Origin of the sequence: Sinorhizobium sojae CCBAU 05684 (assembly GCF_002288525.1) — a bacterium.
In the GTDB taxonomy this organism is placed as follows: Bacteria; Pseudomonadota; Alphaproteobacteria; order Rhizobiales; family Rhizobiaceae; genus Sinorhizobium; species Sinorhizobium sojae.
Genome location: NZ_CP023067.1, coordinates 2,729,551 through 2,755,710, shown reverse-complemented (window position 1 = coordinate 2,755,710; position 26,160 = coordinate 2,729,551). Strand labels below are relative to the sequence as shown.

Here is a 26,160-nt window from a genome sequence, read left to right as displayed (position 1 = left end):
TGCAGCCTTACATCGCCTTGCGTCCTGCGGGACGCACAAGGGTGGCTGTGAGGCTTTGAACGACGCATCGTGCTTCCGAAATTCGTCGGGCCAAATGCGCTAATGAGAAACGGGGTCGATGTCCGACGGCCCGGTCAGGCGCGTTCGACCGTGAGGTGCCTTCCGGTACTGGCAACGATGCGCACGCGTGTTCCCGTGGGAAGATCGGGTCCTTCAACCGCCCAGGTCGTGTCGTCGAGGCGCACGCGTCCATGGCCCTCGGCGATTGGCTGTTCGAGCACGGCGGTGCGGCCGACCAGGCTTTCGGCACGTTTGTTGAGCAGAGGTTCGTCGCTCTCCTCGGAGGTCGCGGCGATGCGACGTCCGATCAGGACCGCGACCATCGAGAGCAGGGCAAATACGATGAGCTGGACCTGCCAGATCCAGAATGCCGCATCCCACAGGAGCAGGGACAGGGTGCCGGTGATGAGCGCCGCAAGCCCGATCCACACCAGGAATACGCCGGGGACAAGCACTTCCGCCGCCAGCAGTAGGAGGCCCAGTACCCACCAGTTCCAGGGACCGAGTTCGACAACGAGGCGGGCGATCATGGAGCGGCCCTCACGGCGTATCGAGTGGACCGGGGGCCGGACCGGTACGCGGCGTGGAGGCACGCGGCCGCGCGGCGGCCGGGTGCCCGTCGGCGAAGACCTCCCGGGCGATTGCGCCGATGCCGCCGAGCGAACCGATCAGCGAGGCCGCTTCCATCGGCATCAGAACGATCTTCTGGTTGTTTGCTGTACCGATCGAAGCCAGGGCCTCGGTATATTTCTGCGCCACGAAATAGTTGATGGCCCGGACGTCGCCTGCGGCAATCGCTTCGGAAACCATCCGGGTCGCCTTGGCTTCGGCCTCTGCCAACCGTTCGCGCGCCTCCGCCTCGCGATAGGCGGCTTCACGCTGGCCCTCGGCCTCGAGGATAGCCGACTGCTTGGCGCCTTCGGCACGGAGAATCTGGGCGTTTCTCGCACCTTCCGCCTCCAGCACCTGGGCGCGCTTTTCGCGCTCCGCCTTCATCTGCCGGGCCATGGCCTCGACGAGGTCCGTCGGCGGCGCAATATCCTTGATCTCGACTCGGGTGATCTTGATGCCCCAGGGATTTGCAGCCTCGTCGACGACGCGCAGCAGGCGATCGTTGATCGTATCGCGGTTTGAAAGCAATTCGTCGAGGTCCATCGATCCCATGACGGAGCGGATATTTGTCATGGTCAGGTTCAGAAGGGCGTTTTCGAGATTGGCGACCTGGTAAGCAGCCTGGGCGGCGTTCAGCACCTGGTAAAAGGCGACGGCGTCGGCTGAAACGCTGGCATTATCCTTGGTAATCACCTCTTGGGTCGGGACGTCGAGAACCTGCTCCATCACATTCATCTTCGCACCGATGCGGTCGAAGACGGGGATGATGATGTTCAATCCCGGCTCAATTGTCCTTACGTACCGGCCAAAGCGCTCGACAGTGTAGCGATAGCCTTGCGGGACCGTCTTGACCCCGGTGAGGAGCACCAGAAATACGAAGACGACGAAAGCGATGACCGCGATATCCAGGCCGCCCAAGGACAATCCTCCACTTTACAACTTCAGCGATAGGCATGCTGCTTCAATCCAACACGTGGCGATTCGCTCCGACTTTTCAAGCGGCAGCGGGCGAAACCGGCTCGGTCGAGAAAGAAATCTGTGCGCAATTTCAGCTTTGCCTTAAGAAAGCTCAAAGGACTTTTCGCGTATGGGTGGCCTTCAGGACGTTTTAGAAGGCCGATGCAGCGTGATGAATGGCATGTGGGGTCAATTTGTAGGCAATCTTGCTTTCGTAAGCCTGACGATTTCACTTTGGGCGCATCTGTCGATCTGGTTCCGCTCGCGGCTTTCCTATCGTGAAAATGCCGTGCTCGGAGCTATAGCCGGCGCAGCCTCCATCGGCTCCATTCTGCTCGCCATCGAGTTCGCTCCCGGTATCTATATCGACCTGCGCTTCGCACCGCTCGCCCTTGCCGGAATGTTTGGCGGAGCGCTCTCTGCGACAATAGCCACGACGCTGGCGATCGCCGCTCGTCTCATGCTGGGCGGAGCGGCTGTCTCAGAGGGGATCCTGGTCATGGCCGTCCTTGCGGCCGCTGGTCTTATCGCCAATCACTGCATGAAGAAGAAATCGGCGACTTTGCTGCACGTCGTCGTGCTCTCCGCCGCCGTAGGCTGCGTGCTCGTCGTATCGATGGCGCTGCTGCCCACCCTTTCGAAAGCGCACACCCTCGCCGAAATCGGCCTGCCCATGACGGGGATGAATGTGACGGCGACGCTGATCTGCGGCCTCATCATCCTGAAAACACGCCAACTGGATCTCGAGCGTCGGATGCTTGAGACCGCGTTTTCGCAGTCGCCCGACTATCTCTATGTCAAGGACAGGGATAGCCGCTTCATCACCGTCAACGAAAACATGATCCGGCTCTACCGCTACGGGACGGCCGCGGAAATGGTCGGCCTGTCGGATTTCGATCTCCAGCCGCTGCGGCTGGCGGAAGAGCTCTATCATAGCGAACAGGAGCTCATGCGCACGGGCGTGCCTCTGATCGACTCTGTCGAGCACATTGAAGGCAGAGACCTTTTCGCCTCCAAGGTTCCGCTCAGGGACAATGAGGGGCGCGTGATCGGCCTTGCCGGCGTCACGCGGGACGTAACCGAACGGGTTGCTCTGGAGCGGGAATTGCGGGAAAGCAAGAACCTGCTTTCCCATGCGATCGCGGGAATGTCCGATGGCTTTGCGATGTTCGACAGGGAAGGCTATTTGCTCTTCTGCAACGAGCAATACCGCAATGCTTTTCCGCTTTCCGGAAATGCCCGGGTGATCGGCGCCCATATCAGCGACATTCTACGGCGCGTTGCCGAAACGCGCGAGCGTTCAGGTATCGACTATGAGGCGGTGGAAGACTGGATAACGTCGCTCAGCGCCGCTTTGCACCAGAACAAGGATGAAGAGGTTCAACTCCAGAATGGAGACTGGCTCAGCATTCGCACGAGGCTTGCGGCGGACGGCAGCGCGATGGTGGTCGTCTCCGACATCACGGCGACGAAGCAGTCCGAAATCGCGCTTAGGATGTCGGCCGAGCAGCTGAAGAATCTCGCGGAGACGGACGGGTTGACCGGCATCGTCAACCGCCGCGCCTTCGACGAGGCTTTTAAGCGCGAGGCTGCGAAATGCGCCAGGAACAGTGCTTCGCTCAGCCTGCTGATGATCGATATCGACCGCTTCAAGGCCTATAACGACACCTACGGGCATCCTGCCGGCGATCAATGTCTGCGCCTGGTGAGCAACTGTCTGCTGAAGTCGGCGAAACGGCCCGCGGACATTGTCGCCCGCTACGGCGGCGAGGAATTCGTCGTCTTGCTGCCGGATACCAACGAGAGGGGTGCGGTCACGGTTGCGGAACAATTTGCGCAACTTCTCGAAGAGGAGAATATCGTCCATTCGCAGAGTGAGTTCCGGAAAGTAACCGCCAGCATCGGTATAGCCGTTGCGAGCGGCCACGTCCTGCAGGCGGAGCCGGATCTTCTTCTGTCGGAGGCGGACGCCGCGCTCTATGATGCCAAAGTGCAGGGACGCAATCGCGTTCTCATCCGTTCGATCGCCGAGGACCCGAAAGCCATCAAAAAGGTCGGGTAGTTGCGAGGAGGCACGGTTCCGGCCCGTTTGCAAGAGCTTGCCCTCTGAGCGGAAGGCTGAGTGGGGCCGTTCTCCGTGCGATTTCCGTTAAATCCACCCCTGCAACTCGCGGCGCACGACGTGGTTGAGCACCGCCATGCCCTCGGGACTGTCGTTCAGACAGGGGATATGGGCGAATTTCTCGCCACCATTGTGAAGGAAGCTTTCGGCCGCCTGGCCTGCGATTTCCTCCAGGGTTTCCAGACAGTCGGAGACGAAGCCGGGATTGATCACCGCAATGCGCTTGACGCCGTTTTTGGCAAGTTTCTCGACGGTCGCGTCCGTATAGGGCTGCAGCCATTCTTCCGGGCCGAAGCGCGACTGAAAGGTGACCTGCAGCTTCTCCTTCGGCCAGTCCAGCCTTTCCCTGAGCAGCCGCGCGGTCTTCTGGCACTGGCAGTAATAGGGATCGCCCAGGTCGAAATAGCTTTTCGGAATGCCATGGAAGGAGGCAAGGACGACCTCCGGCTGCCAATCTAGCTTTGCCAGGTGGCGGTTGATCGAGGTGGCGAGCGCGTCGATATAGACCGGATCGTCATGATAGGGCGGAACGGTGCGCAAAGCCGGCTGCCAGCGCATCTTCAGAAGCCTCTCGAAGGCCTTGTCGTTGACGGTAGCGGTCGTTGCCGCCGCGTATTGCGGATAGAGCGGAAAGACCAGGATGCGCTCGCAGCCCTGTTCCTGCAGCGCCTCCAGGCGCGAGGCGATCGAAGGCTGACCGTAACGCATGGCCCAGTCGACGACCACCTGCGGCGTGTCTGCGAAGCTCTCGGCCATCAGCGCCGCCTGGCTGCGTGTATAGGTCCGCAACCAGCTTTCGTTCTTCTCCTGATTCCAAATCAGCTCATAGGCCTTCCCGACCTTTTGTGGCCGGGTGTTGAGCACGATGCCGTAGAGGATGGGATACCAGAAAAGACGCGACCATTCGATGACGCGCCGGTCGCTCAGGAATTCTTTGAGGTAGCGGCGCATGGAGGCGTAATCGGTACCGTCCGGCGTGCCGAGATTGACGAGCAGCACGCCGACCTTCCCACAATTCACGGGCGGATGAGCGGGGGCGATCGGTTCTGCGGTTGCTTCGGTCATCGTCTTCCTCATGGGCGCCTATATGTTGATTGACGCCTCCACTTTCAAACCCTTCTAAAAAGAAACGCCGGCGCGGGAAAGCTCGCGCCGGCGCTAAACTTGAGGCAAACTGTCCTACTTCGCTGGAATCTGCAATTCGCGTCCGACATCGAGCCTGCCCGGCGCCGGGTTGCCATTGGCGGCCGATATCTTCCTCCACTCCCCACCGTTGCCGTAGAAGGTCTCGGCGAGGTCCCAGAGCGTATCGCCGCTGGCGACGACGTGCTTCTGCGGGCCGCCGGCGGGTGCCGTCGCGTCGGGCGTCACCTCGCGCGCGGCGGCGACTGTCTCGGCCGGTTGCATCTCTGCCGTCGGCTCAGCCGCCGGCGCTGCTGCTACCCCTGCGACCTCGGTGATGCGGCCGTCCGTATAGGGCTTGTAGGGGCGATTGGCGGTGAGATAGTCGGCGACGACTTGCTCGAGGCTCGGGCCGAAATCGTAGGCATTCATACCGGCTGTCGCGAAAATCTTGTAGCCGTCGCCGCCCGCACGCATGTAATTATTCGAGACGACGCCGTACATCTTGGCCGGGTCGAGAGGCACGAAGCCGTTTCCTTCCTTGATCTCCACGGAAACAAGGCGGCTGCCGGCCGGCTTGGACTTGTCAAAGCTGTATTTGAGGCCTGCAACCTGCGCAAAGCGCCCGGCGCCTTCCTCGATCTGACTCAGCCCGTTTTCAAGCGCCGTGATCAGGTCCGAGCCCTTGAGCTGGAAGGTGGCGACCGTGTTCTGGAAGGGAAGCACCGTCAACACTTCGCCCATGGTCACGGTACCCTCGTCGATGGATGCGCGCAGGCCGCCGCCGTTCTGGATGGCGATGGAAATCCCCTGCGGGGCGACGCGCGCCAGCATGGCGTCGGCGACGAGATTGCCCATGGGGCATTCCCGTGCGCGGCAGGTCTCGCGCGATCCGTCGATGACGGCGGTCGCTTCGGAAATCTCCCTCTTCTTCAGCTCCTCGATCGGTTTGCCGAGCTCGGCGACACGATTCTTGAAACCCGCATCCGGCGTGATCGAGGCATCGAGCAGTTCCGGTGTGCCGCTTGCGGACTTCACCTTGCCTGCATCGTCGAAGACGACCTTCAGATTGCCGAGATACTTCGAATAGGCATAGGCTTGGACGATCGGCACCTCTACGCCTGACGGATTCTTGACGTTCGTGGGATAGGGGCCGGCGGCCTTCTCGTCCGTGTTGGACAGCAGCGTGTGGCTGTGCCCGCCGACGATCACGTCGATGCCGTTGACGGCTGCGGCGATCTCCTTGTCGCGGGGATAGCCGACGTGGGACAGGAGAATGATCTTGTTGATCCCCTCAGCTTCGATTTTCGGCACGATCCCTTTCAGATAAGTGATTTCGTCCTCGAAGAACACGCTCTTGCCGGGCGAGGAGGTTTCATCCGTGTCGGTTGCAAGGACCGACACAACAGCGACTTTCTGGCCGTTGACCTCCTTGATGATGTAGCCGGGAATGCGATTGGCGATCGGTGTGTCGGCGCCGGCGACGGTGTTGCCCGAAATAACAGGGAACTTCACTTTATCGAGAAACTTCGCCAGTTCCTCCGGTCCATCGTCGAATTCGTGGTTGCCGACGGCCATGGCGTCAAAGCCGATGCCGTTCATGAATTCAGCCACCGCCTCGCTCTTGTAGGTCGTGTAGAAAAGCGATCCTTGGAATTGGTCGCCGGCATCGAGGACCAGCACATTGGCGCCGGCATCCGCAAAATGCTTGCGGTGGGCGTCGATTGCGGTCTTCACCCTCGCCACACCGCCGAAGCATTCGTTCTTCTCCTCCTCTTCTGCCGAGCAGGTCGAATCATATTTGTTGATCGACTCGATGCGCGAGTGGAGGTCGTTGATGTGCAGGATGTTCAGCTCGTAGTCGGCGAGGGCGGCGCCCGATGAAAGCGCGAGTAGCGATGCGGTGATAAGGCCGGTCCGCATGTGTCTGATCATGATGTTCTCCTGTTTGCCTGTCCTCTTCGGCCGACTTTCAAGGCCCTTCGCCGGGGGCGCAGTCGATTTTGCCAGGCCGGATGGTTTCACCAGTTGCGTCCGACTGCAAGCGTTAAACGTGTCGTGCTTGCGCTGCGTCGAACCAGTGTTAAACGCTCGCTGGAGATGATAAAGCCCCCGGGAGCGGGGGCTTTCGAAGGCATTCCAGGGGGTGCTTCTTCTCAACTTTGGCGCGCGAGCGAGAATTGGGCGCCGGAGTCCGTGGTGCAGTTCAGCTGGTTGGATGTCACCAGCGCGCAATTGACCTTGGATTGCGTGTTGCGCACGAGCGATGTCATGTTGATCTCGACGAGCGTCGGGCTGACATTGACGTAGCTGCCGGAGGCAAGAAGCTGGTTGGTGTCTGTCGTGCGCGTCGAGAAGGTACCGCCCGCGAAGGTGGAAACGATGCCGTTCGGATCGACCCAGGCGCCCTCCACGCCGGCGGGCTGGCTTGCCTGCGGCATCGGTCGGACGGCCCTTGATGTCGTGTGGCACGATGCCAATGCCGCGGCGGCGGCAAGAAGTGCAAGGGTGGCGACTGGCTTCATTGGCGTTTCTCCCGCGTCACAAAATTGCAGCGGATGCGAACGCAATACCGCTTCACACTTGTCCGCTCTAGCGCATAAATCCTCCATCCGGAACCGGCTAGAGGCAAAATCAGGCAGAAATTCAAGGCGCTGCAGCGACTTTTGTGCATAAAACGCATTACCGCAGCGATGCGCAGAACATGCCGCGATCAGGAGTTGAAAGCAAGGGCGGGTGTGTAGCGAGGCCCGAGCTGCGGATGCCGCGCCCGAAGCGGTTCGCCCGGGCGCAATCGATTCCGTGTTGAATCGGAGGAAATGGGCGGATGACCGCCCACGCCACGATCATTTCAACGGACCAGGATATTCCGGAACTGCCAGGGATCGCGGGTGTCGATGTCCTCGGGGAAGAGGCCCGGGCGGCCGTCGAGCGGCGTCCAGTCCGTATAGTGGCCCTCGACCGGACCGAGATAAGGCGATTGCACTTCAAGGCAGCGCTTGTAGTCCATCTCGTCGGCCTCGACGATGCCCGCCTTCGGATTCTCCAGCGCCCAGACCATGCCGGCGAGAACGGCGCTCGTCACCTGCAGGCCGGTCGCATTCTGGTAGGGGGCAATGCGGCGGGTCTCTTCGAGCGACAGGCGCGAGCCGTACCAGTAGGCGTTCTTGGCATGGCCGTAGAGCAGTACACCGAGTTCGTCGATACCGTCGACGAGCTCGTTTTCGTCCAGGACGTGCAGTTCCGGCTGCGCCTTGCCGCCATTTCCGAACATCTCATGCAGCGACAGGACGGCGTCGTTGGCCGGATGATAGGCGTAGTGGCAGGTCGGGCGGTAGACGACGTCGCCATTCTTGTCGCGAACGGTGAAGAAGTCGGCGATCGAAATCGACTCGTTATGGGTGACGAGGAAGCCATATTGCGGGCCGGGCGTCGGGCACCAGGTGCGAACGCGGGTGTTGGCGCCCGGCTGCTCGAGATAGATCGCCGCCTTGCAGCCCTTCTTGTGCTTCTTCGCGTTCTTGGGCATCCAGTCTTCATGCGTGCCCCAGCCGAGTTCTGCCGGCTGCAGGCCTTCGGAGATGAAGCCTTCGACGGACCAGGTGTTCCAAAAGACATTGAGCGGCTTCGGGTTCTTCGTCCGCTGGGTGTCGCGTTCGGCGATGTGGATGCCCTTGACGCCGACCTTCTTCATCAATCTCGACCAGCCCTCGCGATCGTCCTGATGCGGCTCCTCGTACTTGATTCCGATGTCGTCGGCGACGTTCAAGAGGGCCTTCTTGACGAACCAGGAAACCATGCCCGGATTGGCGCCGCAGGTGGAAATCGCCGTCGTACCGCCGGGATTCTTTTCCTTTTCGCGGCGGACGGTCTCGCGCAACGCATAGTTGGTGCGGTCGGCGTTGTCCATTTCAGTGTCGAAGTAGAAGCCGAGCCAGGGCTCGACGACCGTATCGATGTAAAGCACGTCGAGCTTGCGGCAGAGCTTCATCAGGTCGAGCGACGAGGTGTCGACCGAGAGATTGACGCAGAAGCCCTGACCGCCGCCTTCGGTGAGCAGCGGCTTCAGGACTTCCTTGTAATTGTCCTTGGTCACGTATTCGCGGACGTGCCGCACGCCATGGCGGGCGAAAATCTCCGCATCCTTCGCATCTTCGCGCGGTTCCACCACGATCAGCCGGTTCTTGTCGTACCTGAAGTGGCGCTCGATCAGCGGCAGGGTGCCGTGGCCGATCGAACCGAAACCGATCATGACGATCGGGCCGGTAATCTCGCCATAGACCGGATAGGTGGTGTCTGACATTTTAGCGTGTCTCCTGACAAAACGTCTCTGTGGTGCTTAAACGCTCGGGAATTGCGGGCCTAGGGTCATTCTTGAGCCTGCTGCAGCCATCTTTGCGCGCCTGACAAGACGCGCGGCGCTGTAGAGCACAGTTTCCTGTCACAATAAAGGGCTGGCCGGTCAACCGCGATGTCGATTATTGCTTAACCGGCGATCGAGGCGAGGGCGGCAATCAGCGTTTCCCGCTTGCTGACCAGGCCCTTGTAGGCGGCTTGCGGCAGCGTCAGTTCGCGGAGCTGTACGATGAATGAGAGGGCCAGTCTCGCCGCATCGGGGCGGTCCCTGAGTGCCGTAAGCGGGTCGGAGTAGATGCGGATCGTGAAGGCAATGGCGCCCGTTTGCGGCAGCTTGCGCAGCGTTTGCCTTTCGACCCGGATAAAGGTGCGGTTTTCCTCAAGGGCGACGGCGTCTGCGCCGATGTCTTCCGATTTCGATTTCGGCAGATGCAGTGCGCCGTCTACATTGATTGACCAGTTGAAACGCTCGACGAAACGGTCGGGCGGCAGCCGGTCAAGCATGCGGGTGATCAGTTCCGCATTGCGCGAGCCTCCTCCGAAGCCGGGAACGGGCGCGTGGATCTCGTCCATCGAACGGCCGAACTTTTCCGCAAGCGACCAGGACGAGGGAAAGGCGATATAGGCGGCGGTCAGGCGCCATTCGCCCTCCTTGAACTCCATGATGGCGAGATCGTCCTGAATGAGCGATCCGGCGGAGAGGATCGGGAGGTCGCCATTCAGGTTCGCTTCGCGCCCGCCGACGACGATCGTCTTGCCCTCGCGCCGGTAAATATGTGGATAGCGGCGCAACAGATAATCCGTGAGCAGCGACAGAAGCTCCCGCTGAGCGCCTTCGCTCTCCGCCGCGGCTGCGAAAACGCTGCTGCGGTCTGCGCCCAGCAGCCGCACCTTTTCCGACAGATAGAAGTCGAGCGCCTCGTCCGGCTCGATCCATCGGTCGGGATCGAGCTGGGCGAGACCGATGGTGAAGGGTTTCGACGTGCCGTCGTAAGGCGTGTGCTTCATTCGAGATGACTCGACTTTACCAATCCCTTGCGTTTCGCATGTTAATCCGACTTGTCACAAGCGTTTCGTGCTATAGCTTAGGTTGAGCCGTCCGCTTCGCGCCGCGATTGATGCCGTTCTAGCTGGAGCAGACCAAACGTGACCGGTGAATACGCCAAGGCCCTGATGGGCTTGCAAGCCCGAACGCCCGTGCTGATCGCGCTCTACGATCAGCACGACCGATTGCGCTTTGCCAATGCGGCATTTCGTTCCGCCTATCACGTCGGCCTGGAAGAGGCTCCGACCTGGGCGGAGATCACGCGCCGCAACCACGCGACCGGCAGCGGAGCGATGATCGAGACCGGCGACATCGAAGGCTGGATCGGCGCCGCGCTCGAGCGCCGCGGCGGCGCCCCTAGCCGGACTGCGGAAGTCGAGCTGCATGATGGACGCACCCTGTTCGTGACCGAAACGGTCGACGAGAAGGGTTGGCGGCTTTCCATCGCCGTCGATGTCACCGCGATGCGCGAGGACGAGCGCAAGCATCGGCGCGATCGGGATTTCGCCCTCAGGGATTCGCAGGTGGACGAACTGGTGAGCGTCCCTGACCGCCGGCACACCCTGGGAAAGCTTGCCGACTTCATCCAGAACTGCGCCGACAATCCACAGATGTGGGGATGCGTGGCGATCCTCGACATCGACTATTTCAAGGCGATCAACGACCGCTTTGGTCCGCACGGGGCCGATGAGGTGCTGCTCGATTTCGCCCGCCAGATGCAGGGCTTCGTCCGTCGTACCGACTGTTTCGGCCGGATCGGCGGCGAGGAGTTCATGCTGATCCTGCCCGACACCACCGTCAGCGAAGCGAACCTGATTCTCGATCGGCTGCTCGAAAAGGTGCGCAGCGCCAGGCCGTTGGCGAACATTCCGGAATTCTACTACACCTGTTCGGCGGGGCTTGCGGAATATCGCGAGGGTGACAAGGTCAACGACATCTATGTGCGCGCCGGCCAAGCGCTCCATCTCGCCAAGCGCGAGGGCCGCGATCAGGTGAGACGCTATACGCTCCCCGGTTCAGACCACGAGTTCCGCCCGGATCAGACCTCTTAGCGAATTGCCGACAAACAAGCGGCCATGCTGAAGATCGGCCGGAAGGAGCTGTGCGACGCGCGCCCTGCGCCCGCAGATGAGTTCGCTGCGCAGCACACCGGCGAGAAGGCCACAGGCGATCGGCGGCGTCTTGAGCACGTCGCTACCGTCGTCGAGGAAAACCGAGGTGATCGTGCCCTCGCAGATATCGCCCTTTTCGTTGAGCAGGATGACCTCGTCGGCCTCTTCCGGGGAAAATTCGCCGCGCGCCGTCTCATAAACGTGACGCCGCGTCGTTTTCATCCGCAGGAGCCGATCGCCGGAATCGAGCCGCGTCGAGGCGATCCGCACGCGCCATGTGGTGTCGCGGCCGAGCGGGGTGAAGGGGGCGGTTGTAACCGCAACGGTGCCGTCGCGACTGAGCGTCAGGCGGACGCGGAGCGGTCGTTCGGCGCCGCGCACGGCCTCTTGCAGGCGCTCGCCGGCGGCGGCTGCGCCGGCAAATCCCAGGCGTCGGGCCGATCGTGTCAAGCGTGCCAGATGCAGCCGGAGACGGACCAATCCCGCTTCCGGGTCGTAGCGCAGCGTCTCTACCAGCGCGAAATCCGTCATTGCGCGATCTCGGCGTCGCCGACGGCGAAGCGCGCCTTCAGGAGGCATTCGGCATATTCCGCCTCGGCCGTGGAATCGAAGACGATGCCGCCGCCGACGTTGAAGATTGCCCGGCCGTCGGGAAAGAGTGAGATGGTGCGGATCGCGACGTTGAAGCGCATGACGCCGTTCGGCGCGACGAAGCCGATGGCGCCGCAATAGGCGTCACGCGGGCCGGCCTCCAGCGCATGCAGGATCTCCATCGCCCGCATCTTCGGCGCGCCGGTGACAGAGCCGCAGGGGAAGAGCGCGGCAAAAATGTCGGCGATGCCGATGCCGGGGAGAAGCTTGGCACGGACATGGCTCACCATCTGGTGAACCGTCGGATAGGTCTCGATGTCGAAAAGTCTCGGCACGTCGAGCGAACCGACCTCGGTGACGCGGGAGATGTCGTTGCGCAGCAGGTCGACGATCATGCGGTTCTCGGCCTGACTCTTCTCGTCGTCCCGCATCGCCTGGATGATGGCTGCGTCCTCAGCAGGGTTTGCCCCGCGCGGCGCCGTTCCTTTCATCGGATGCGTCTCGATCCAGCCGTCGGTATCGACGCGGAAGAACAATTCGGGCGAGCGCGACAGGAGCAGCGGTCCATCGAGCGCAACAAACGCGCCGTACTTCACCGGCTGGCGCTCGATCAGCGACCAGAAGGCGGCGAGCGGGTCGCCGGACCAGCGCGCGAAGACCGGCATCGTCAAGTTCGCCTGGTAGCAATCGCCCTGGCGCAGATGCTGGTGCAGCCGCTCGAAACGCTGCCGGTAGGCCGCCAAGTCCCAACCGGCACGCGGCTCGACGAGAAACGGCTCGTTTTCGGTGCGCCGGAGCGGCACGGCAAGCGGGTGATCTTCCGCCGGCGCGTCGAAGACGCCGAAGGACATCAGCGGCGTTTCCCGGTTCTCCTCGGCAAAGGGCGCAAGCTTTTCCTCGAAGAGGTGCCCCGCCTCATAGGCCATGTAGCCGGCAAGCCATTTGCCGGCACGGTGGGCGGCATCGAGTTCGGCAAGGCCGCGCTGAAACTCCGCCCGCGTGCGCGCGGTGATCACGCGCGACGGTTCGGCGAAGACGGTCGTCAGGTTTTCGCTGTCGTCCCGGAAAAGGACAAAGGGCGCGTTTTCGATCATACGGGTTGCAGTCAGTCGTCGTCTTGCCGGACGGGCTCGGTCACGCTCTATCAAGGGCCTCCAGTTCATCGATCAGCCCTTCAATCATCGACAGGCCCTGTGCCCAGAACGACGGATCGGCGGCATTGAGCCCGAATGGCGCCAGCAACTCGGAGTGGTGCTTGGTTCCTCCGGCCTTCAGCATCTCGAAATACTTCTCCTGGAAGCCGCTCTCGGTGCTTTGATAGACGGCATAAAGCGAGTTCACCAGGCAATCGCCAAAGGCATAGGCATAGACATAGAAGGGCGAGTGGATGAAGTGGGGAATATAGGCCCAATAGGTCTCGTATCCCCCGGACAGCCGGATCGCCGGGCCAAGACTTTCGCCCTGCACAGACAGCCAGAGCTCGCCGAGGTCGTCCGCCGTCAGTTCGCCCTGCTTGCGGGCCGTGTGGACCCTGCGTTCGAAATCATAGAAGGCGATCTGGCGCACGACCGTGTTGATCATGTCCTCTACCTTCTGCGCCAGCATGGCCTTGCGCTCGCGCTTGTCCTTGGTCCGGTCGAGCAGCGCGCGGAAAGTCAGCATCTCGCCGAAGACGGAGGCGGTCTCGGCGAGCGTCAACGGCGTCGAGGCCATCAGCGCCCCTTGCGCGCCCGCCAGCACCTGGTGAACGCCGTGGCCGAGCTCGTGCGCGAGCGTCATCACGTCCCGTGGCTTCCCCATGTAGTTGACGAGCACGTAAGGATGCGCGGAGGGAACCGTCGGATGAGCGAAGGCGCCCGGCGCCTTGCCGGGCCGCACCGGCGCGTCTATCCAGCGCTCGTCGAAGAAGCGCCGGGCGATCGCCGCCATTTCCGGCGCGAAGTCATGATAGGCGGAAAGCACCGTGTCCTTGGCGGTGTCCCAGGGAATTACCGCGTTCGGGGTTTCGGGGGGGGGGGCATTGCGGTCCCAGAACTCCATCTGTTCCATGCCGAGCCACTTGGCCTTCATTGTATAGTAGCGATGGGAAAGACGCGGATAGGCGGACTTCACCGCCGCGGTGAGCGCGTCCACCACTTCACGCTCGACGCGGTTGGCGAGGTGGCGGCTGTCGGCGATGTCCTGGAAGCCCCGCCAGCGGTCGGAGATTTCCTTGTCCTTTGCGAGCGTGTTGGTGATCAGCGCGAAGGTGCGGATGTTTGCCTTGAAGGTTTCGGCAAGCGCCATGGCTGCTTTCTTGCGCTGCTCCGGCGATGGATCTTGCAGGAGAGTCAGGGTCATCTCGATCGGCAGGGCTTCGCCGTCGACCGAGAAGGTGAGGGACGCGACGGTCTCGTCGAACAGCCGATTGAAGGCAGCGGCGCCCGTCATCGATTTCTCGAGGAAAAGCTGCTCCAGTCGGTCGTCGAGCTGGTAGGGTTTGTCCTTGCGCAGGTCGAGGATCCAGGGCTTGTAGTGCGCGGCGAGGCTGTCGGTTTCCAGGGCGGCGTCGATCGCGGCATCATCGACGCGGTTGAGCTCCAGCGAAAAGAACAGGAGATGTGCCGAAATGTCGGTCAGCTTCGACTGTACGTCGCCATAGAGCTTGCCATTTGCCGGCTTGGACGTATCGGAGAAATAGGTCAACCCCGCGAAGGAGGCGATGCGGCCCATCAATTCCTCGAGCGTTTCCAGTTCCTTTACCGCCGCGCCGATGCCCTCGTCGCCGGTCCTGCGCGCGGCTTCTGCGAGCTTGCCCTTCCATTTGGCCTCGAAGGCGATCGCATCGGCTTCCGCCTTTGCGAGGTCGACACGGAATTCCTCGGAACTCGCCGAGATATAGAGATCCTCGAGCCGCCAGCTCGGCAGGTCGTCCAGCTCGGCGCCTCCGCCCGCCGCCTGTTCGGCCTGCGCGCGCACTTGGGAACGGCCGGAACCGGCGGAAAGGAGCGAGGCGAATGTCATCGGCGTTTCTCTCGTTTCGACTTGAATTGCTGCATCTTTTCACCGGACCGGACCGATCCGGGAAGAGGGGTGCCGTAGGCAAGCGATATGGGGCCCATTGCTATCCCTCGCAATGGATAAAATGCAAGCATTTCTCAAAACATGATCTTCAGCCCTTTGTGGCACCAATATTGGCATGAATTGGCACATGAGGTTGGCCAAGAGTACCCGCGTGTCCAGAGCAGGAGGCTTTCGTGACATCCCATATTCTTGTCATCGATGACGATCCGGTGCAGCGCCGGCTGCTGACGAACATGATCGAACGGCTGGGCCATGTCGCCCATGTGGCCGATAACGGGCGCCGCGGGCTCGAGCTCCTGGGCCGCAAGGGCGGCATCATCAATGTCATCCTGCTCGATCTGCTGATGCCGGAGATGAACGGCCACGGCTTCCTCGAGGCGCTTGCCGAACGCGGCGTCGACACGCCCGTCATCGTGCAGACGGGCCAGGGCGGCATCGAGACGGTGGTCCAGGCGATGCAGGCCGGCGCCTTCGATTTCCTCGTCAAGCCGGTGTCGCCGGAGCGCCTGTCGATCGCCATCGGCAATGCGCTGAAGATGGCGAGCCGCGACGGCAAGGTCAAAACCGCGCGGCGCCCCCGCGGCGGCGCCATCGGTTTCGACGACATCGTATCTGCGAGCCCGGCGATGATCCGTGTTCTCGACCTTGCCCGCCGCGCTGCGCAGTCAAACATTCCGATCGTGCTCGAAGGCGAGTCCGGCGTCGGCAAGGAGATGGTGGCGCGGGCGATCCAGGCGGCGAGCGATCGCGCCAACAAGCCTTTCGTCACCGTCAATTGCGGCGCCATCCCGCACAACCTGGTCGAAACCATTCTCTTCGGCCACGAAAAGGGCGCGTTCACCGGCGCAACCGAAAAGCATGCGGGCAAATTCGTCGATGCTGACGGCGGCACGCTGTTCCTCGATGAGATCGGCGACCTGCCCCTCGAGGTGCAGGTGAAGCTGCTGCGCGCCGTCCAGCAGGGCGAGATCGAAACGATCGGTGCCCGCCAGCCGCAGAAGGTCGACGTGCGGCTGATCTCGGCCACCAACAAGGACCTGATCAATGAGGTGCGCGACGGGCGTTTCCGCGAGGATCTCTATTACCGGCTGAATGTCTTCCCGATCACAATTCCGGCTCTGCGCCGGCGCAAGGAGGATATCCCCGTGCTGGTGCGCGCCTTCGTGGAGCGCTTCGCCGCCGAGCAGAGGCTCAATCAGCGCCTGACGGTTGCGAGCGGCGCACTGGCGCTGCTCACCGCCTATGACTGGCCGGGCAATATCCGCCAGCTGGAGAATGCGATTTTCCGCGCCGTGGTGCTCGCCGAAGGCGACGAACTGACGGTCAAGGATTTCCCCCAGATCGCCACACAGATACCGGGTTACGTGGTTGCAGACCGAAGCGGCTTTTCCTGGGGTGAGGCGGGGCCGGAGCGGCGCGCCGCGGAAGACTTCATCGGCTTCGTGCGGCCCGATGTCGCCGCATCCGCAAAACCCACTTCGAGGGAGCAGGTACCGGAGGGACGGGTCGAGAACGCCATCGCCAGTGTCGACGAGGGCGGAGACGTGCGCAAGCTCTCCGACGTGGAGGAAGAGCTGATTCGCTTTGCATTGAAGTTCTATCGCGGGCAGATGAGCCAAGTGGCACGCAAACTCGGCATCGGCCGCTCGACTCTCTATCGCAAACTCAAGGATTACGGCATCGATCCGGACAATCCGCTGCGCGATGCTGCTTAATTCGACGTATTCACACCCTGTTCGCTGCGCAAATTCCGTCGCTCCGTTTAGACCTTGTTAGTGAACCGTTCACTATATTATATGGAGCGGTGACCACTGTGGCATATTTGCCATTCTGTCACCTTAATTGACAGTCATGTGACACGGCAAAAGCACGGTTGTCCGTCGGACGGGGATTGAATGCCAAATTTGTTCGGTTTGGAGGAACCGGTCGGTTCCTTAGCGCACAGACTCTGCTCGGCTGTCGCCCGTGCGGCGCCGAAGGTTCTTGCCGCCATTGCTCTGGCCTGTTCGCTGGTGACCCCCGGCATGGCACCGCCGGTCGAGGCAGCCGGCCAGACGCGGACGCTGAAGCTCTATTTCATTCATACCAAGGAAAAGGCGCAGATCACCTACAAGCGCAACGGCCGTTATGATTCGAAGGGCTTGCAGCAGGTCAACCGACTCCTGCGCGACTGGCGGCGAAACGAGCCGACAAACATGGATCCGCGCCTTTTGGACCTGATTTGGGAAGTCTACCAGAAGAGCGGTTCGCGCGATTACATCCACGTCGTCTCCGCCTATCGCTCGCCGGCCACGAACTCCTTGCTCCGGTCGCGCTCGAAGGGCGTCGCCAAGAAGAGCCAGCACATGCTCGGCAAGGCGATGGACTTCTATCTGCCGGACGTCAAACTCAAGACTCTCCGTGAAATCGGCATGAAGTTCCAGGTCGGCGGCGTCGGCTATTACCCGACCTCGGGCTCTCCCTTCGTGCATATGGATGTCGGCGGCGTGCGCGCCTGGCCGCGCATGACGCGCAACGAGCTTGTGCGGCTCTTCCCGGACGGCAGGACCATGCATATTCCTGCCGACGGCAGACCGCTTCCCGGCTACCAGCAGGCTGTTGCCGATTACAAGCGTCGCGTTGGAGCATCGGCGATCGAGGTGGCGGGCGGCGGGGCCAAGGGCCCGGGCGACGTCGGCAAGCGCCGCAATCTGCTTGCCATGCTCTTCGGCGGCGGGGACGAGGATGAAGAGCCGACGGCGATCGCCGCCGGCGCGCCCGACGCCGGCGAAACGGCGGCTCCGGCTGCGGTGCGGGCCGCGTCAAGCCAGGAAGGATTGCCGGGTGTCGCGACCTCCGCCGATGGCCAGCAGAATTTCAACGCGCCCGTTCCGAGCGTACGTCCGGCCTTCAAGGAAGCGCCTGCCGAAAGCGGCGTAGCCGTTGCGCTCGTCGCGCCGGAGAAGAACAGCGCCGAGCAGGCACTGGCGGCGGCGATGCCGCAGACGTCGACGGCATCGGGTTCGGAATTTACCGATCTGAGTTCGCTTGCGGTGCCTGTGCCGCAGATGCTCGACCGGGGTGAAGCGGCCGCTGCCGGCGAAACGCTGCTGGCCTCTGCCGATGGCGGGGTTGACGAACTGGGCTTCGTGCCGGTGCCGGACATGCGCCCGGCGGGCCAGGCCGCGCTTGCCGCCGTTGCAGAGGTCGAGGTCACGGTCCCGACCGTCGCTGATCGTCCGGCCGTCGCGTCAATAGCCGAGCCGCTGAATGTGCCGGCAGAGACCGGCACGCAGGTAGCGCTGGCCGCGCCGAGCGCCGCGGCCGGGCGGAAGGTCGAGGCTCCGGCGCTACGCGCGGCGGCCTATGCGCCGCAACCGGAAACGAACGGCAGTGCTTCGATTTTCGACAGTGCCTTCGATACGCAGGCGGATGCGCCATCGAAGGGCGCGCGGCCGAAGAAGCGGGATGCGGCGGCCGCGTCGCGCGCCGCGGTGCGCACCGAGCCGAAGCTGACGCAGAAGATCATTTCCGAATGGGCTCTGTCGACAGGCCGTGTCGCGACGTTGTCGAAACCGGTCAAGGCCCCACGTTTCGTCAGCAGCTCGCTCAGGGCCGCGCCCACGACGGTTTATGCCGCCGGCTTCTCCAGCGATGCCGGCGCGGTCGACACGGCCCGCTTCAGCGGCAATGCCGTGAACTTCATGGAAGTGAAGAGGTTCAGTACCAATTGAGACCCTTCGCAGAACCGAAAAGGTCCGCCGGTCGGCGGACTTTTTCGTTTGTGGGCAACGGTACGAGCGTAGACGCGGTCCAGCCGCGTCGGCTTACGCCGCGTCCTCGGCCGCAGGCATCATGCCCAGCGCCTGCAGGTAAGTGTCGAGGATCGCCTCCTGTTCCATGCGCTCGTCCTGATCCTGCTTGCGGATCGAGATCACCTTGCGCAGGATCTTCGTGTCGAAGCCCATCGACTTTGCTTCGCCATAGACGTCCTTGATGTCGTCCGCGATGGTCTTCTTCTCCTCTTCCAGCCGTTCGATCCGTTCGATGAAAGCGCGAAGCTGATCGCGTGCGAAGCCTTGAGCATCGGACATGGTCTTCTCCTTTTGGGGAATGAATTTGCAGGTGCTGTGACCTGCCGCGAACCGCCGTCGAGGTCAAGGGTGATTGCGCAACAACGCCCGCATTTCCTGCCGCGCTACACACAGGCGCCGCATTCTCCTGCTTCTGCAGCTACACTACAGCGGATGCGCTCACAGGCGTTCGCGACCGCCGCTCTCTCTGTTTGCTCTCCCCGCATTTCTTGCGACGTCAGGTGATTCCACCTGACTGCAAAATCTCTCTATTCCTTTGGCCGGCTGCGCTCGAAGGCGGCCTTCTGCTCGGCCGATGCATCCGTCTGGTGGCGTGATCGCCACTCCTCATAGGCCATGCCGTAGATGACCTCGCGCGATTCTTCCTTGCTCATCGCGATCCCGGAAACCTCGGCCGCCTCACGATACCAGTTCGACAGGCAATTGCGGCAGAAGCCGGCGAGATTCATCAGATCGATGTTCTGGACGTCGCTGCGCTTACGCAAATGCTCGACCAGCCGGCGAAACGCGGCGGCTTCAAGGGCCACGCGTTGTTCGGCACTTATCTCGGTCATGGCAGTCTCTCCTCTTCATCGCCGTCCTGATAGGCGCCCGTGCGCGAAGGGTGCCGCTTATAGGCGTGGAGCGCCGGCATGGCGTTTAGGGCCGCGAGAATGGGCGCCAGGCGCTCGGTCCAGGCGGCAACGCCCGCATCATCGGCAATCAGGTCTTGCCGTACCTCGATCAGCGCATGGGGGATGCCGGGCGCCATGCAGTGCCGGTACATGGTATCGCCCCGGAGTGCGCCGTCATAGGGCTCGTTGTTGCCGACGACGATGTCGCCTGCCGCCTCGAGCCGTTCGATCAGCGGAAACACTGCGCGCGGGTCGTTGTCCCAGAGCACGGCCGCGTGCCAGGGCCGTGCCACGCCCTTCCAGGCGGGTGTGAAGGAGTGCAGCGAAATGACCAGCGGAGCCCTCCCGCCGGTGGCCGCGACTTCGGCAATCGTCTGGGAGACTGCCTGGTGATAGGGGCGGTGAAAGCGGTTCAGCCGCCTCTGCCATTCCTCTTCGGCGATCGGATGGTTGCCCGGGACGATGGCTCCGTCGGAAATCTTCATGATCAGCGTCGGGTCGTCCTCGCCGCGGTTCGGATCGATCAGGAGACGCGAAAAGCAGCCGAGAACCGCCGGTGCGTCGAGCGCCGCCGAGAGCTGCCGTGTGAGCGGCTCGATGCCGATGTCATAGGCGATGTGGCGCTCGAAGGCGCCTTCCGGAAGGCCGAGCCTGTCGTATTCAGGCGGCAGCCGGTTCATCGCATGGTCTGCCAGAAGCACGAGACCTTTCGCCGGATTGCCCTTGATGATCTCGTAAGGGGAGTAGTGCCGCATGCCGTTTTCTGCTGGGATTCGAAGGTCGCAACCTGATCGCATGCAAAATTGCCTTCCGCAAGAAAAAGGCGCAAGTTCGGCAGCTTCTGTCACAGGAATGGAGAATATAATCGATTAGAGTTGCGTTGACTTTCGGGGCTGGCCGTCGCAAGAAAGTGCCATGCAAATCAAAACGGAGTTCCGCAGGAAACCGTGTTCAGACATCCATTTTCCGAAGCGAAGCCGGGGACGATGACATTGGGGCCTGCCCTCCTGTTTTCCTTGGCTATATCCGGTTCGTTCCTGTTTGCGGGCGAGGCTCGCGCCGACTTTCGCGTCTGCAACGGCACTCAAACCCTGGTCGGAGTGGCGATAGGCTATCGCGCCGAAGAGGGCTGGGTGACGGAGGGCTGGTGGCAGGTGCCGGCAACGACCTGCGCCACTCTGATCGAGGGCGAGCTCCAGTCGCGCTATTACTATCTTTACGCGGAAGATGCGGCCAAGGGCGGCCGCTGGACGGGCGACGTCAACATGTGCGTCGCGGAGAACGAGTTCAAGATTGTCGGCGTTGAGGACTGCTACGCACGCGGCTTCCAGCGCATGGGCTTCAAGGAATACGACACAGGGCGGCAGGGAAGCTGGATGGTTCAGCTTTCCGACACACCCGGCACGCAGGAAAGCCAGAATTGATGAGACGGAACAGAAAAGTCAAAATTCTCGCCACGCTCGGACCGGCATCGGCCGAGGAGCAGACCATTCAGAAACTGCACGAGGCGGGGGCTGATCTGTTTCGCATCAACATGAGCCATGCCAGCCACGAAGTCATGCGCACATTGATTACGCGGATCCGCGCCGTCGAAGAGCGTTGCGGCCGCCCGATCGGGATCCTGGCCGACCTGCAGGGGCCGAAGCTGCGCGTCGGCAAGTTCGCCGACGGCAAGGTCGAGCTCGCGATCGGCCAGACCTTCACGCTCGACAACAAGGACGTGCCTGGTGACAACACGCGCGTCTATCTCCCGCATCCCGAAATACTCCAGGCGGTGAAACCTGGCGATCGCCTGCTGATCGATGACGGCAAGTTGCATTTGCGCGCCGAAAAGGTCGACGGCAACAGCATCGTGACCACTGTGGTCTCCGGCACGAAGATCTCGGACCGCAAGGGCGTCAGCCTGCCGGATACGCTGCTCGGTGTCGGAGCGCTGACGGACAAGGATCGCTCCGATCTCGACGCGGTGCTGGCCACGGAGCAGATCGACTGGGTGGCGCTCTCCTTCATCCAGCGTCCGGAGGATATTGCCGAGGTGCGCAAGATCGCGCGCGGCCGCGTCGGGCTTATGTCGAAGATCGAAAAGCCGCAGGCGATCGAGCGCATCGACGAGATCATCGAATTGTCCGATGCGCTTATGGTGGCGCGTGGCGATCTCGGCGTCGAAATGCCGCTCGAATCAGTCCCCGGCCTCCAGAAGCGATTGACGCGCGCCTGCCGTCGCGCCGGTAAGCCGGTGGTGGTCGCCACTCAGATGCTGGAATCGATGATCTCGGCGCCGGTGCCGACGCGCGCGGAAGTGTCGGACGTGGCGACCGCCGTGTTCGAGGGCGCCGACGCGGTGATGCTTTCGGCCGAATCCGCCTCCGGGGAATATCCGATCGAAGCGGTTGCGACCATGGCTTCGATCGCGAGCAATGTCGAGCGCGACCCGCATTATTCGGGCATCATCTATGCCCAGCGCACGCCGCCCGAGGCGACCGGCGCCGACGCCATTTCGCTTGCCGCCCACCAGATCGCTGAAACGCTCAATCTTTCCGCGATCGTCTGTTACACGTCCTCCGGCGCCACGGGCCTGCGTGCGGCGCGGGAGCGCCCGCAAGTCCCGCTCATCGCCCTTTCGCCGATCGTCGAAACGGCGAGGCGCCTCTCGGTCGTGTGGGGGCTCCATTGCGTCGTCACCGAAGACGCGAAGGACCTCGACGACATGGTCAACCGAGCCTGCCGCATTGCCGTTAGCGAAGGCTTCTCCAATCCGGGAGACCGCATCATCATCTCCGCCGGCGTGCCGCTCGGAACGCCCGGCGCCACCAACATGCTGCGTATCGCCTACATCAATTCGGACGGTTTGACGGGCATTTGAGCCGCCGCTTCGGAGGCGAGAGCCACTGCCCTTGACCCATTTCACGGGCGGAGCTTGCTCCAGCAGGCGGGGAGAAGGGGGTGGACGCGTGCTGCGGGTCCCTTCGCCCGCTTGGGGGAGAGATGCCGGCAGGTCAATGAGGGACCTACGATTGCGCTGCGATTACTCACACGGGCGTGCGTCCTTCAGTACGACTCCGTACGCCGAGGGCGCTCTAAACCATTGGATCTACACATAGCGCTTTCCGAGAATTGGTCCGATGCGTTAGATCAGGTCCGGCTGCCGGCGAGCTTTTCCGCCAGCGCGCCGAGCTGCTCCTGCGCTTTCCGGTCCGACGGGTAGATGTCGAGAAACTGCTGCCAGGCTCGCAGGGCGAGCTCGCTCTTGCCGGCGTCGTCGAGCATCGTCGCCATGCCGGCGATGGCGCCGAAATGCCTTGGTTCGAGTAGCAGCACGCGGCTGACGTCCGACATCGACTTGCGAAAATTACCCATCTGATAATGCAGCGTGGCGCGACGATTCCAGCCCTCCACATATTTGGGCGCGAGAACGATGACCTGGTCGAGGATATCAAGTGCCATCGACTTCTTGTCGTCGGAGATCGCCTTGTCCGCCCATTGCATGAGCAGATTGACGGTCGCGCTACCGGAATCCTGCCATTGCAGTCGGATGCGGTTGGCGACGTCCCGCGCCCGATCCTCATCGCGCTCTTTCTTCAGTTCGGCAAACAGGGAATCGAGCTGCTGCTCGGGTGTTGCGAGACTGGCCGTCTCGGATTGCGGCGAAGCCTCGGCGGCCGGGAGCGGAGTGCCGGACGCCATCGAAATGGCCAAGGCGGAGGACGCCAGAATCAAAGTCACAAAAATGCGCATGGCGGGCATCGTAGCCCGCCATGGCGCAAGATCAAAATCAAATATGATGGATCACCGAAGCGACCGACGATCAGGCAAGCGGCAAGGGCCGCCGCGAGGGCTCAGCCCTGGCGTGCCTTGAAGCGCGGGTTCAGCTTGTTGATGATGTAGACGCGGCCCTTGCGGCGAACGAGACGGTTTTCGCGGTGGCGGGCCTTCAGTGACTTGAGCGAATTCTTGATCTTCATTTTTCCTGATCCGCAGGTTTCGGGGAACGAAAATTCGCCCGGTAATTCCAACAATCAAAAGCGCGCCGGAAAGCGCGCTTTTCAAGTAGGCAGGCACATACCGTGTCGCCGCTGGCGTGTCAACCGCGGGACGGAGGGATTTTGCCGCCGGCCGGCGTAACCCTGTGGCTAACGAGGCCGGAGGAGCCGGGTAAAATGACCCATCTTGCGACCCGGGCGTGCCTCGGCCTTGCCATAGAGGTGGACCAGCACATCGCGCTCGGCGAGCAGGCCGGAGACTGCGGCAATGTCGTCGCCGATCAGGTTCTGCATGACGCAATCGGAGTGGCGCGACGCGTCTGCGAGCGGCAGGCCGGCAATGGCGCGGATGTGCTGCTCGAACTGCGATACGGCGCAGGCTGCCTCCGTCCAGTGGCCGGAATTGTGAACGCGCGGCGCCATCTCATTGGCGACGACGCCGCCGTCGGCAAGCACGAAGAACTCGACGCCGATGACGCCGACATAGCCGAGCGCGTTCAGGATGGCGGTCGCTGCCTCGCGGGCGGCTTCAGCCGTGGACGGGTCGACGGCTGCCGGCACGGTCGAGGTGTGGAGAATGCCGTTGCGATGCACGTTCTCCGCCGGGTCGAAGCTGGCGATTGTGCCGTCAGGCCCCCGAGCCGCGATGATCGAGATTTCCCGCTCGAAGGACACGAAGCTTTCGAGAATGAGCGGCACCTCGCCGAGCGCGGCAAAGGCGCCGGACGGATCGTCCTCGGCGGAGCGGAAGACCCGCTGGCCCTTGCCGTCATAGCCGAGACGCCGGGTCTTCAGGACGCCGGTACCGCCGAAATCTGCCAGGGCCGCTTCGAGATCGGCCTGACTGTCGACCGCGTGGAAGCGCGCCGTGGCGATGCCGCAGGCGTTGATGAAGTGTTTTTCGACCAGCCGGTCCTGCGCAACTTCAAGGGCTTTCGGCGGCGGAAAGACCGGCCGCGATGCCATGAGCCGCTCGGCCGCGGAAACCGGGACATTCTCGAATTCGTAGGTGATCAGGTCCGAGGCCTCGACCAGTTGCTCGAGCCCCTGCGGATCGTCATAGGCGGCGATGATCTGGGCGTTTGCAACCTGGGCGGCCGGACAGTCGGGTTGCGGTTCGAGAATGACCGTACGGAAGTTCAGCCGGGCAGCGGCCATGGCGAGCATGCGGCCAAGCTGACCGCCGCCGATAATGCCAATGGTCTTCATTCCTCGTCCACCGGGTATTCGGCAACCGAAACGCTCTGCTGTTCACGCCAGTCGTCCAGGCGGTCGGCCAGCTCCTCATCGCTGAGCGCAAGCACGGCGGCAGCGAGCAGGGCGGCATTGACGGCACCGGCCTTGCCGATTGCCAGGGTGCCGACCGGGATGCCGGCTGGCATCTGCACGATCGACAGCAGGCTGTCCTGGCCGGAAAGCGCCCTCGACTGAACCGGAACGCCGAAGACCGGCAACGGCGTCATCGAGGCACACATGCCCGGAAGATGAGCGGCCCCGCCGGCACCGGCGATGATGACCTTGAAGCCCTCGTCGCGGGCGCCCTTGGCAAAGCGGACCAGGCGATCGGGCGTGCGGTGTGCGGAGACGATGCGGGCTTCGTAGGCGATGTCGAGCGCCTCGAGCGTATCGGCCGCATTCTTCATCGTCTCCCAGTCCGATTGGCTTCCCATGATGATGGCGACGGGCGGGGTGGTGGCTTCTGTCACGCGGTCAGGTCCGTTTCAGGCGATTGGTTCTTCAGGCGATGATGTCTGGAATGATCTGGTCTTCGATCTTGGTGATCTTGTCCTTGATCGCCAGCTTTTTCTTTTTCATGCGCTGGATGCGTAGGGCGTCGCAGCCGGTTTCGATCATGGCGTTGATCGCAACGTCATAGTCCTCATGCTCCTGCCTCAGGCGCGCTATGGTTAGTCTGAGTTCGGCCTGGTCCTGGTCCGGCATGCGAGTACGATCCCCATAAGCCCGGTCGTGATTCACGATCCGGCATTTCCTGCGCCGCTCTATCACATCTTTGCCCGTGACGTGAAGACGTCATCATTTCGCCTTCGACAAATGAAAAATGGCATGGCACAGTAGTAAGGTTACACCATGGAAGATCCGGCATTTGCGTGCTGGATGCAAGCAAAAGGAAGGGACTGCCAATGACCATTGAGGCTCATCTTGCAACGCTTGAGAAAAAACATGGCGCCCTGGAAGAGGAGCTCCATCAAGCTCTCAACTCTCCCTCCTGCGAGGACGAGTTGATCAGCGAACTCAAGCGGCGGAAGCTGCGCATCAAGGACGAAATCGAAAGACTCCGTTCCGCGTCCCACTGATCGCGGACGCTTTTTCCGTCCGGTCGCGAGGCGTCTCGCACCCACCGCCTGACGGCGCGGCGGCAAGGTCAAGAACAATCCCAAAACGGAAGAAAATAATGGGTCGACCGGGCTTTTTGCCCGGTCTGCTCTGCAGGG

Annotated in this window: 25 protein-coding genes; 7 read left to right on the top strand and 18 right to left on the bottom strand. The window is 62.3% G+C overall.

Going from position 1 to position 26,160, the window contains the following annotated elements; translation table 11 throughout:
* Window positions 1-134: 134 nt before the first annotated feature.
* On the bottom strand, window positions 135-590 hold the full coding sequence (locus SJ05684_RS13530) for an NfeD family protein (RefSeq protein WP_034855007.1): 456 nt from the start codon (window positions 588-590) through the stop codon (window positions 135-137).
* Between the two features lie 10 nt (window positions 591-600).
* The gene (locus SJ05684_RS13525) at window positions 601-1,590 is read right to left on the bottom strand and encodes an SPFH domain-containing protein (protein WP_085939074.1); all 990 of its coding nucleotides are present in this window, start codon (window positions 1,588-1,590) and stop codon (window positions 601-603) included.
* Between the two features lie 169 nt (window positions 1,591-1,759).
* Between SJ05684_RS13525 and SJ05684_RS13520 the strand changes: the two genes are divergently transcribed.
* Window positions 1,760-3,691, top strand: a complete 1,932-nt coding sequence (locus SJ05684_RS13520) for a diguanylate cyclase (protein ID WP_034855009.1) — start codon at window positions 1,760-1,762, stop codon at window positions 3,689-3,691.
* 87 nt (window positions 3,692-3,778) lie between these two features.
* Here the strand turns inward: SJ05684_RS13520 and hemH are convergent, their stop codons facing one another.
* From hemH to SJ05684_RS13495, 5 genes are all read right to left on the bottom strand, one after another.
* Entirely contained in the window at window positions 3,779-4,816 is a 1,038-nt protein-coding gene (hemH, locus tag SJ05684_RS13515) for a ferrochelatase (protein ID WP_034855010.1), read from the bottom strand.
* Window positions 4,817-4,930: 114 nt separating this feature from the next.
* On the bottom strand, window positions 4,931-6,808 hold the full coding sequence (locus SJ05684_RS13510) for a 5'-nucleotidase C-terminal domain-containing protein (protein WP_034855011.1): 1,878 nt from the start codon (window positions 6,806-6,808) through the stop codon (window positions 4,931-4,933).
* Between the two features lie 221 nt (window positions 6,809-7,029).
* Complete coding sequence (gene omp10, locus SJ05684_RS13505) at window positions 7,030-7,398, bottom strand: outer membrane lipoprotein Omp10 (protein WP_034855013.1); 369 nt, start codon at window positions 7,396-7,398, stop codon at window positions 7,030-7,032.
* A 326-nt stretch (window positions 7,399-7,724) separates the two neighbouring features.
* Window positions 7,725-9,176 carry a homospermidine synthase gene (locus SJ05684_RS13500; protein WP_034855014.1) on the bottom strand — a complete coding sequence of 484 codons (1,452 nt, stop codon included), beginning with the start codon at window positions 9,174-9,176 and terminating at the stop codon, window positions 7,725-7,727.
* Window positions 9,177-9,358: 182 nt separating this feature from the next.
* On the bottom strand, window positions 9,359-10,237 hold the full coding sequence (locus SJ05684_RS13495) for a heme-dependent oxidative N-demethylase family protein (protein WP_034855016.1): 879 nt from the start codon (window positions 10,235-10,237) through the stop codon (window positions 9,359-9,361).
* Window positions 10,238-10,375: 138 nt separating this feature from the next.
* Here SJ05684_RS13495 and SJ05684_RS13490 point away from each other — a divergent pair, with 138 nt between their 5' ends.
* Window positions 10,376-11,326 carry a GGDEF domain-containing protein gene (locus SJ05684_RS13490; protein WP_034855017.1) on the top strand — a complete coding sequence of 317 codons (951 nt, stop codon included), beginning with the start codon at window positions 10,376-10,378 and terminating at the stop codon, window positions 11,324-11,326.
* Here SJ05684_RS13490 and SJ05684_RS13485 read toward each other — a convergent pair.
* From SJ05684_RS13485 to SJ05684_RS13475, 3 genes are read right to left on the bottom strand one after another with little or no spacing between them, the layout of a single operon-like run.
* The gene (locus tag SJ05684_RS13485) at window positions 11,291-11,917 is read right to left on the bottom strand and encodes an aminotransferase class IV family protein (RefSeq protein ID WP_034855018.1); all 627 of its coding nucleotides are present in this window, start codon (window positions 11,915-11,917) and stop codon (window positions 11,291-11,293) included. The two genes, SJ05684_RS13490 and SJ05684_RS13485, sit on opposite strands and share 36 nt — an antisense overlap.
* On the bottom strand, window positions 11,914-13,071 hold the full coding sequence (locus tag SJ05684_RS13480; RefSeq protein ID WP_034855019.1) for an aminodeoxychorismate synthase component I: 1,158 nt from the start codon (window positions 13,069-13,071) through the stop codon (window positions 11,914-11,916). The genes SJ05684_RS13485 and SJ05684_RS13480 overlap by 4 nt, the downstream gene beginning before the upstream one ends.
* 40 nt (window positions 13,072-13,111) lie before the next feature.
* On the bottom strand, window positions 13,112-14,980 hold the full coding sequence (locus SJ05684_RS13475; RefSeq protein ID WP_095694266.1) for a M3 family oligoendopeptidase: 1,869 nt from the start codon (window positions 14,978-14,980) through the stop codon (window positions 13,112-13,114).
* A 233-nt stretch (window positions 14,981-15,213) separates the two neighbouring features.
* Here SJ05684_RS13475 and SJ05684_RS13470 point away from each other — a divergent pair, with 233 nt between their 5' ends.
* Window positions 15,214-16,755, top strand: a complete 1,542-nt coding sequence (locus SJ05684_RS13470) for a sigma-54-dependent transcriptional regulator (RefSeq protein WP_034855021.1) — start codon at window positions 15,214-15,216, stop codon at window positions 16,753-16,755.
* A gap of 180 nt (window positions 16,756-16,935) precedes the next feature.
* Complete coding sequence (locus SJ05684_RS13465) at window positions 16,936-18,753, top strand: peptidoglycan L,D-endopeptidase MepK (protein ID WP_034855022.1); 1,818 nt, start codon at window positions 16,936-16,938, stop codon at window positions 18,751-18,753.
* A 93-nt stretch (window positions 18,754-18,846) separates the two neighbouring features.
* Here SJ05684_RS13465 and SJ05684_RS13460 read toward each other — a convergent pair whose 3' ends face one another.
* From SJ05684_RS13460 to SJ05684_RS13450, 3 genes are all read right to left on the bottom strand, one after another.
* A complete protein-coding gene (locus tag SJ05684_RS13460) occupies window positions 18,847-19,113 on the bottom strand; it encodes a DUF2312 domain-containing protein (protein ID WP_034855024.1) in 267 nt (88 codons plus the stop codon).
* A gap of 248 nt (window positions 19,114-19,361) precedes the next feature.
* Window positions 19,362-19,667 (bottom strand): DUF1244 domain-containing protein, encoded by a 306-nt coding sequence (locus tag SJ05684_RS13455; RefSeq protein WP_034855026.1) that lies wholly within the window; start codon window positions 19,665-19,667, stop codon window positions 19,362-19,364.
* Window positions 19,664-20,482, bottom strand: coding sequence for an N-formylglutamate amidohydrolase (locus SJ05684_RS13450; protein WP_034855027.1), 819 nt, complete (start codon window positions 20,480-20,482; stop codon window positions 19,664-19,666). The genes SJ05684_RS13455 and SJ05684_RS13450 overlap by 4 nt, the downstream gene beginning before the upstream one ends.
* 231 nt (window positions 20,483-20,713) lie before the next feature.
* Here SJ05684_RS13450 and SJ05684_RS13445 point away from each other — a divergent pair, with 231 nt between their 5' ends.
* Both SJ05684_RS13445 and pyk read left to right on the top strand, forming a co-directional pair.
* Window positions 20,714-21,151, top strand: coding sequence for a DUF1036 domain-containing protein (locus tag SJ05684_RS13445; RefSeq protein WP_034855028.1), 438 nt, complete (start codon window positions 20,714-20,716; stop codon window positions 21,149-21,151).
* The gene (gene pyk / locus SJ05684_RS13440) at window positions 21,151-22,590 is read left to right on the top strand and encodes a pyruvate kinase (protein ID WP_034855029.1); all 1,440 of its coding nucleotides are present in this window, start codon (window positions 21,151-21,153) and stop codon (window positions 22,588-22,590) included. The genes SJ05684_RS13445 and pyk overlap by 1 nt, the downstream gene beginning before the upstream one ends.
* Window positions 22,591-22,859: 269 nt before the next feature.
* On the opposite strand, the gene SJ05684_RS13435 is transcribed toward pyk, so the two are convergent.
* The 5 genes from SJ05684_RS13435 to SJ05684_RS13415 all read right to left on the bottom strand — a co-directional run bounded on the left by SJ05684_RS13435 (window position 22,860) and on the right by SJ05684_RS13415 (window position 25,648).
* On the bottom strand, window positions 22,860-23,471 hold the full coding sequence (locus SJ05684_RS13435; protein WP_034855030.1) for a tetratricopeptide repeat protein: 612 nt from the start codon (window positions 23,469-23,471) through the stop codon (window positions 22,860-22,862).
* Window positions 23,472-23,563: 92 nt separating this feature from the next.
* Complete coding sequence (gene ykgO, locus SJ05684_RS13430; RefSeq protein WP_034855034.1) at window positions 23,564-23,689, bottom strand: type B 50S ribosomal protein L36; 126 nt, start codon at window positions 23,687-23,689, stop codon at window positions 23,564-23,566.
* 168 nt (window positions 23,690-23,857) lie between these two features.
* Window positions 23,858-24,916: a 5-(carboxyamino)imidazole ribonucleotide synthase gene (locus SJ05684_RS13425; RefSeq protein ID WP_034855035.1), complete on the bottom strand. Its 1,059-nt coding sequence runs from the start codon at window positions 24,914-24,916 to the stop codon at window positions 23,858-23,860.
* The gene (gene purE, locus SJ05684_RS13420) at window positions 24,913-25,377 is read right to left on the bottom strand and encodes a 5-(carboxyamino)imidazole ribonucleotide mutase (RefSeq protein WP_034855050.1); all 465 of its coding nucleotides are present in this window, start codon (window positions 25,375-25,377) and stop codon (window positions 24,913-24,915) included. The genes SJ05684_RS13425 and purE overlap by 4 nt, the downstream gene beginning before the upstream one ends.
* Window positions 25,378-25,444: 67 nt before the next feature.
* Window positions 25,445-25,648, bottom strand: a complete 204-nt coding sequence (locus tag SJ05684_RS13415; protein WP_034855051.1) for a YdcH family protein — start codon at window positions 25,646-25,648, stop codon at window positions 25,445-25,447.
* A 200-nt stretch (window positions 25,649-25,848) separates the two neighbouring features.
* Here SJ05684_RS13415 and SJ05684_RS13410 point away from each other — a divergent pair, with 200 nt between their 5' ends.
* On the top strand, window positions 25,849-26,022 hold the full coding sequence (locus SJ05684_RS13410) for a YdcH family protein (protein ID WP_034855037.1): 174 nt from the start codon (window positions 25,849-25,851) through the stop codon (window positions 26,020-26,022).
* Window positions 26,023-26,160 lie beyond the last annotated feature (138 nt).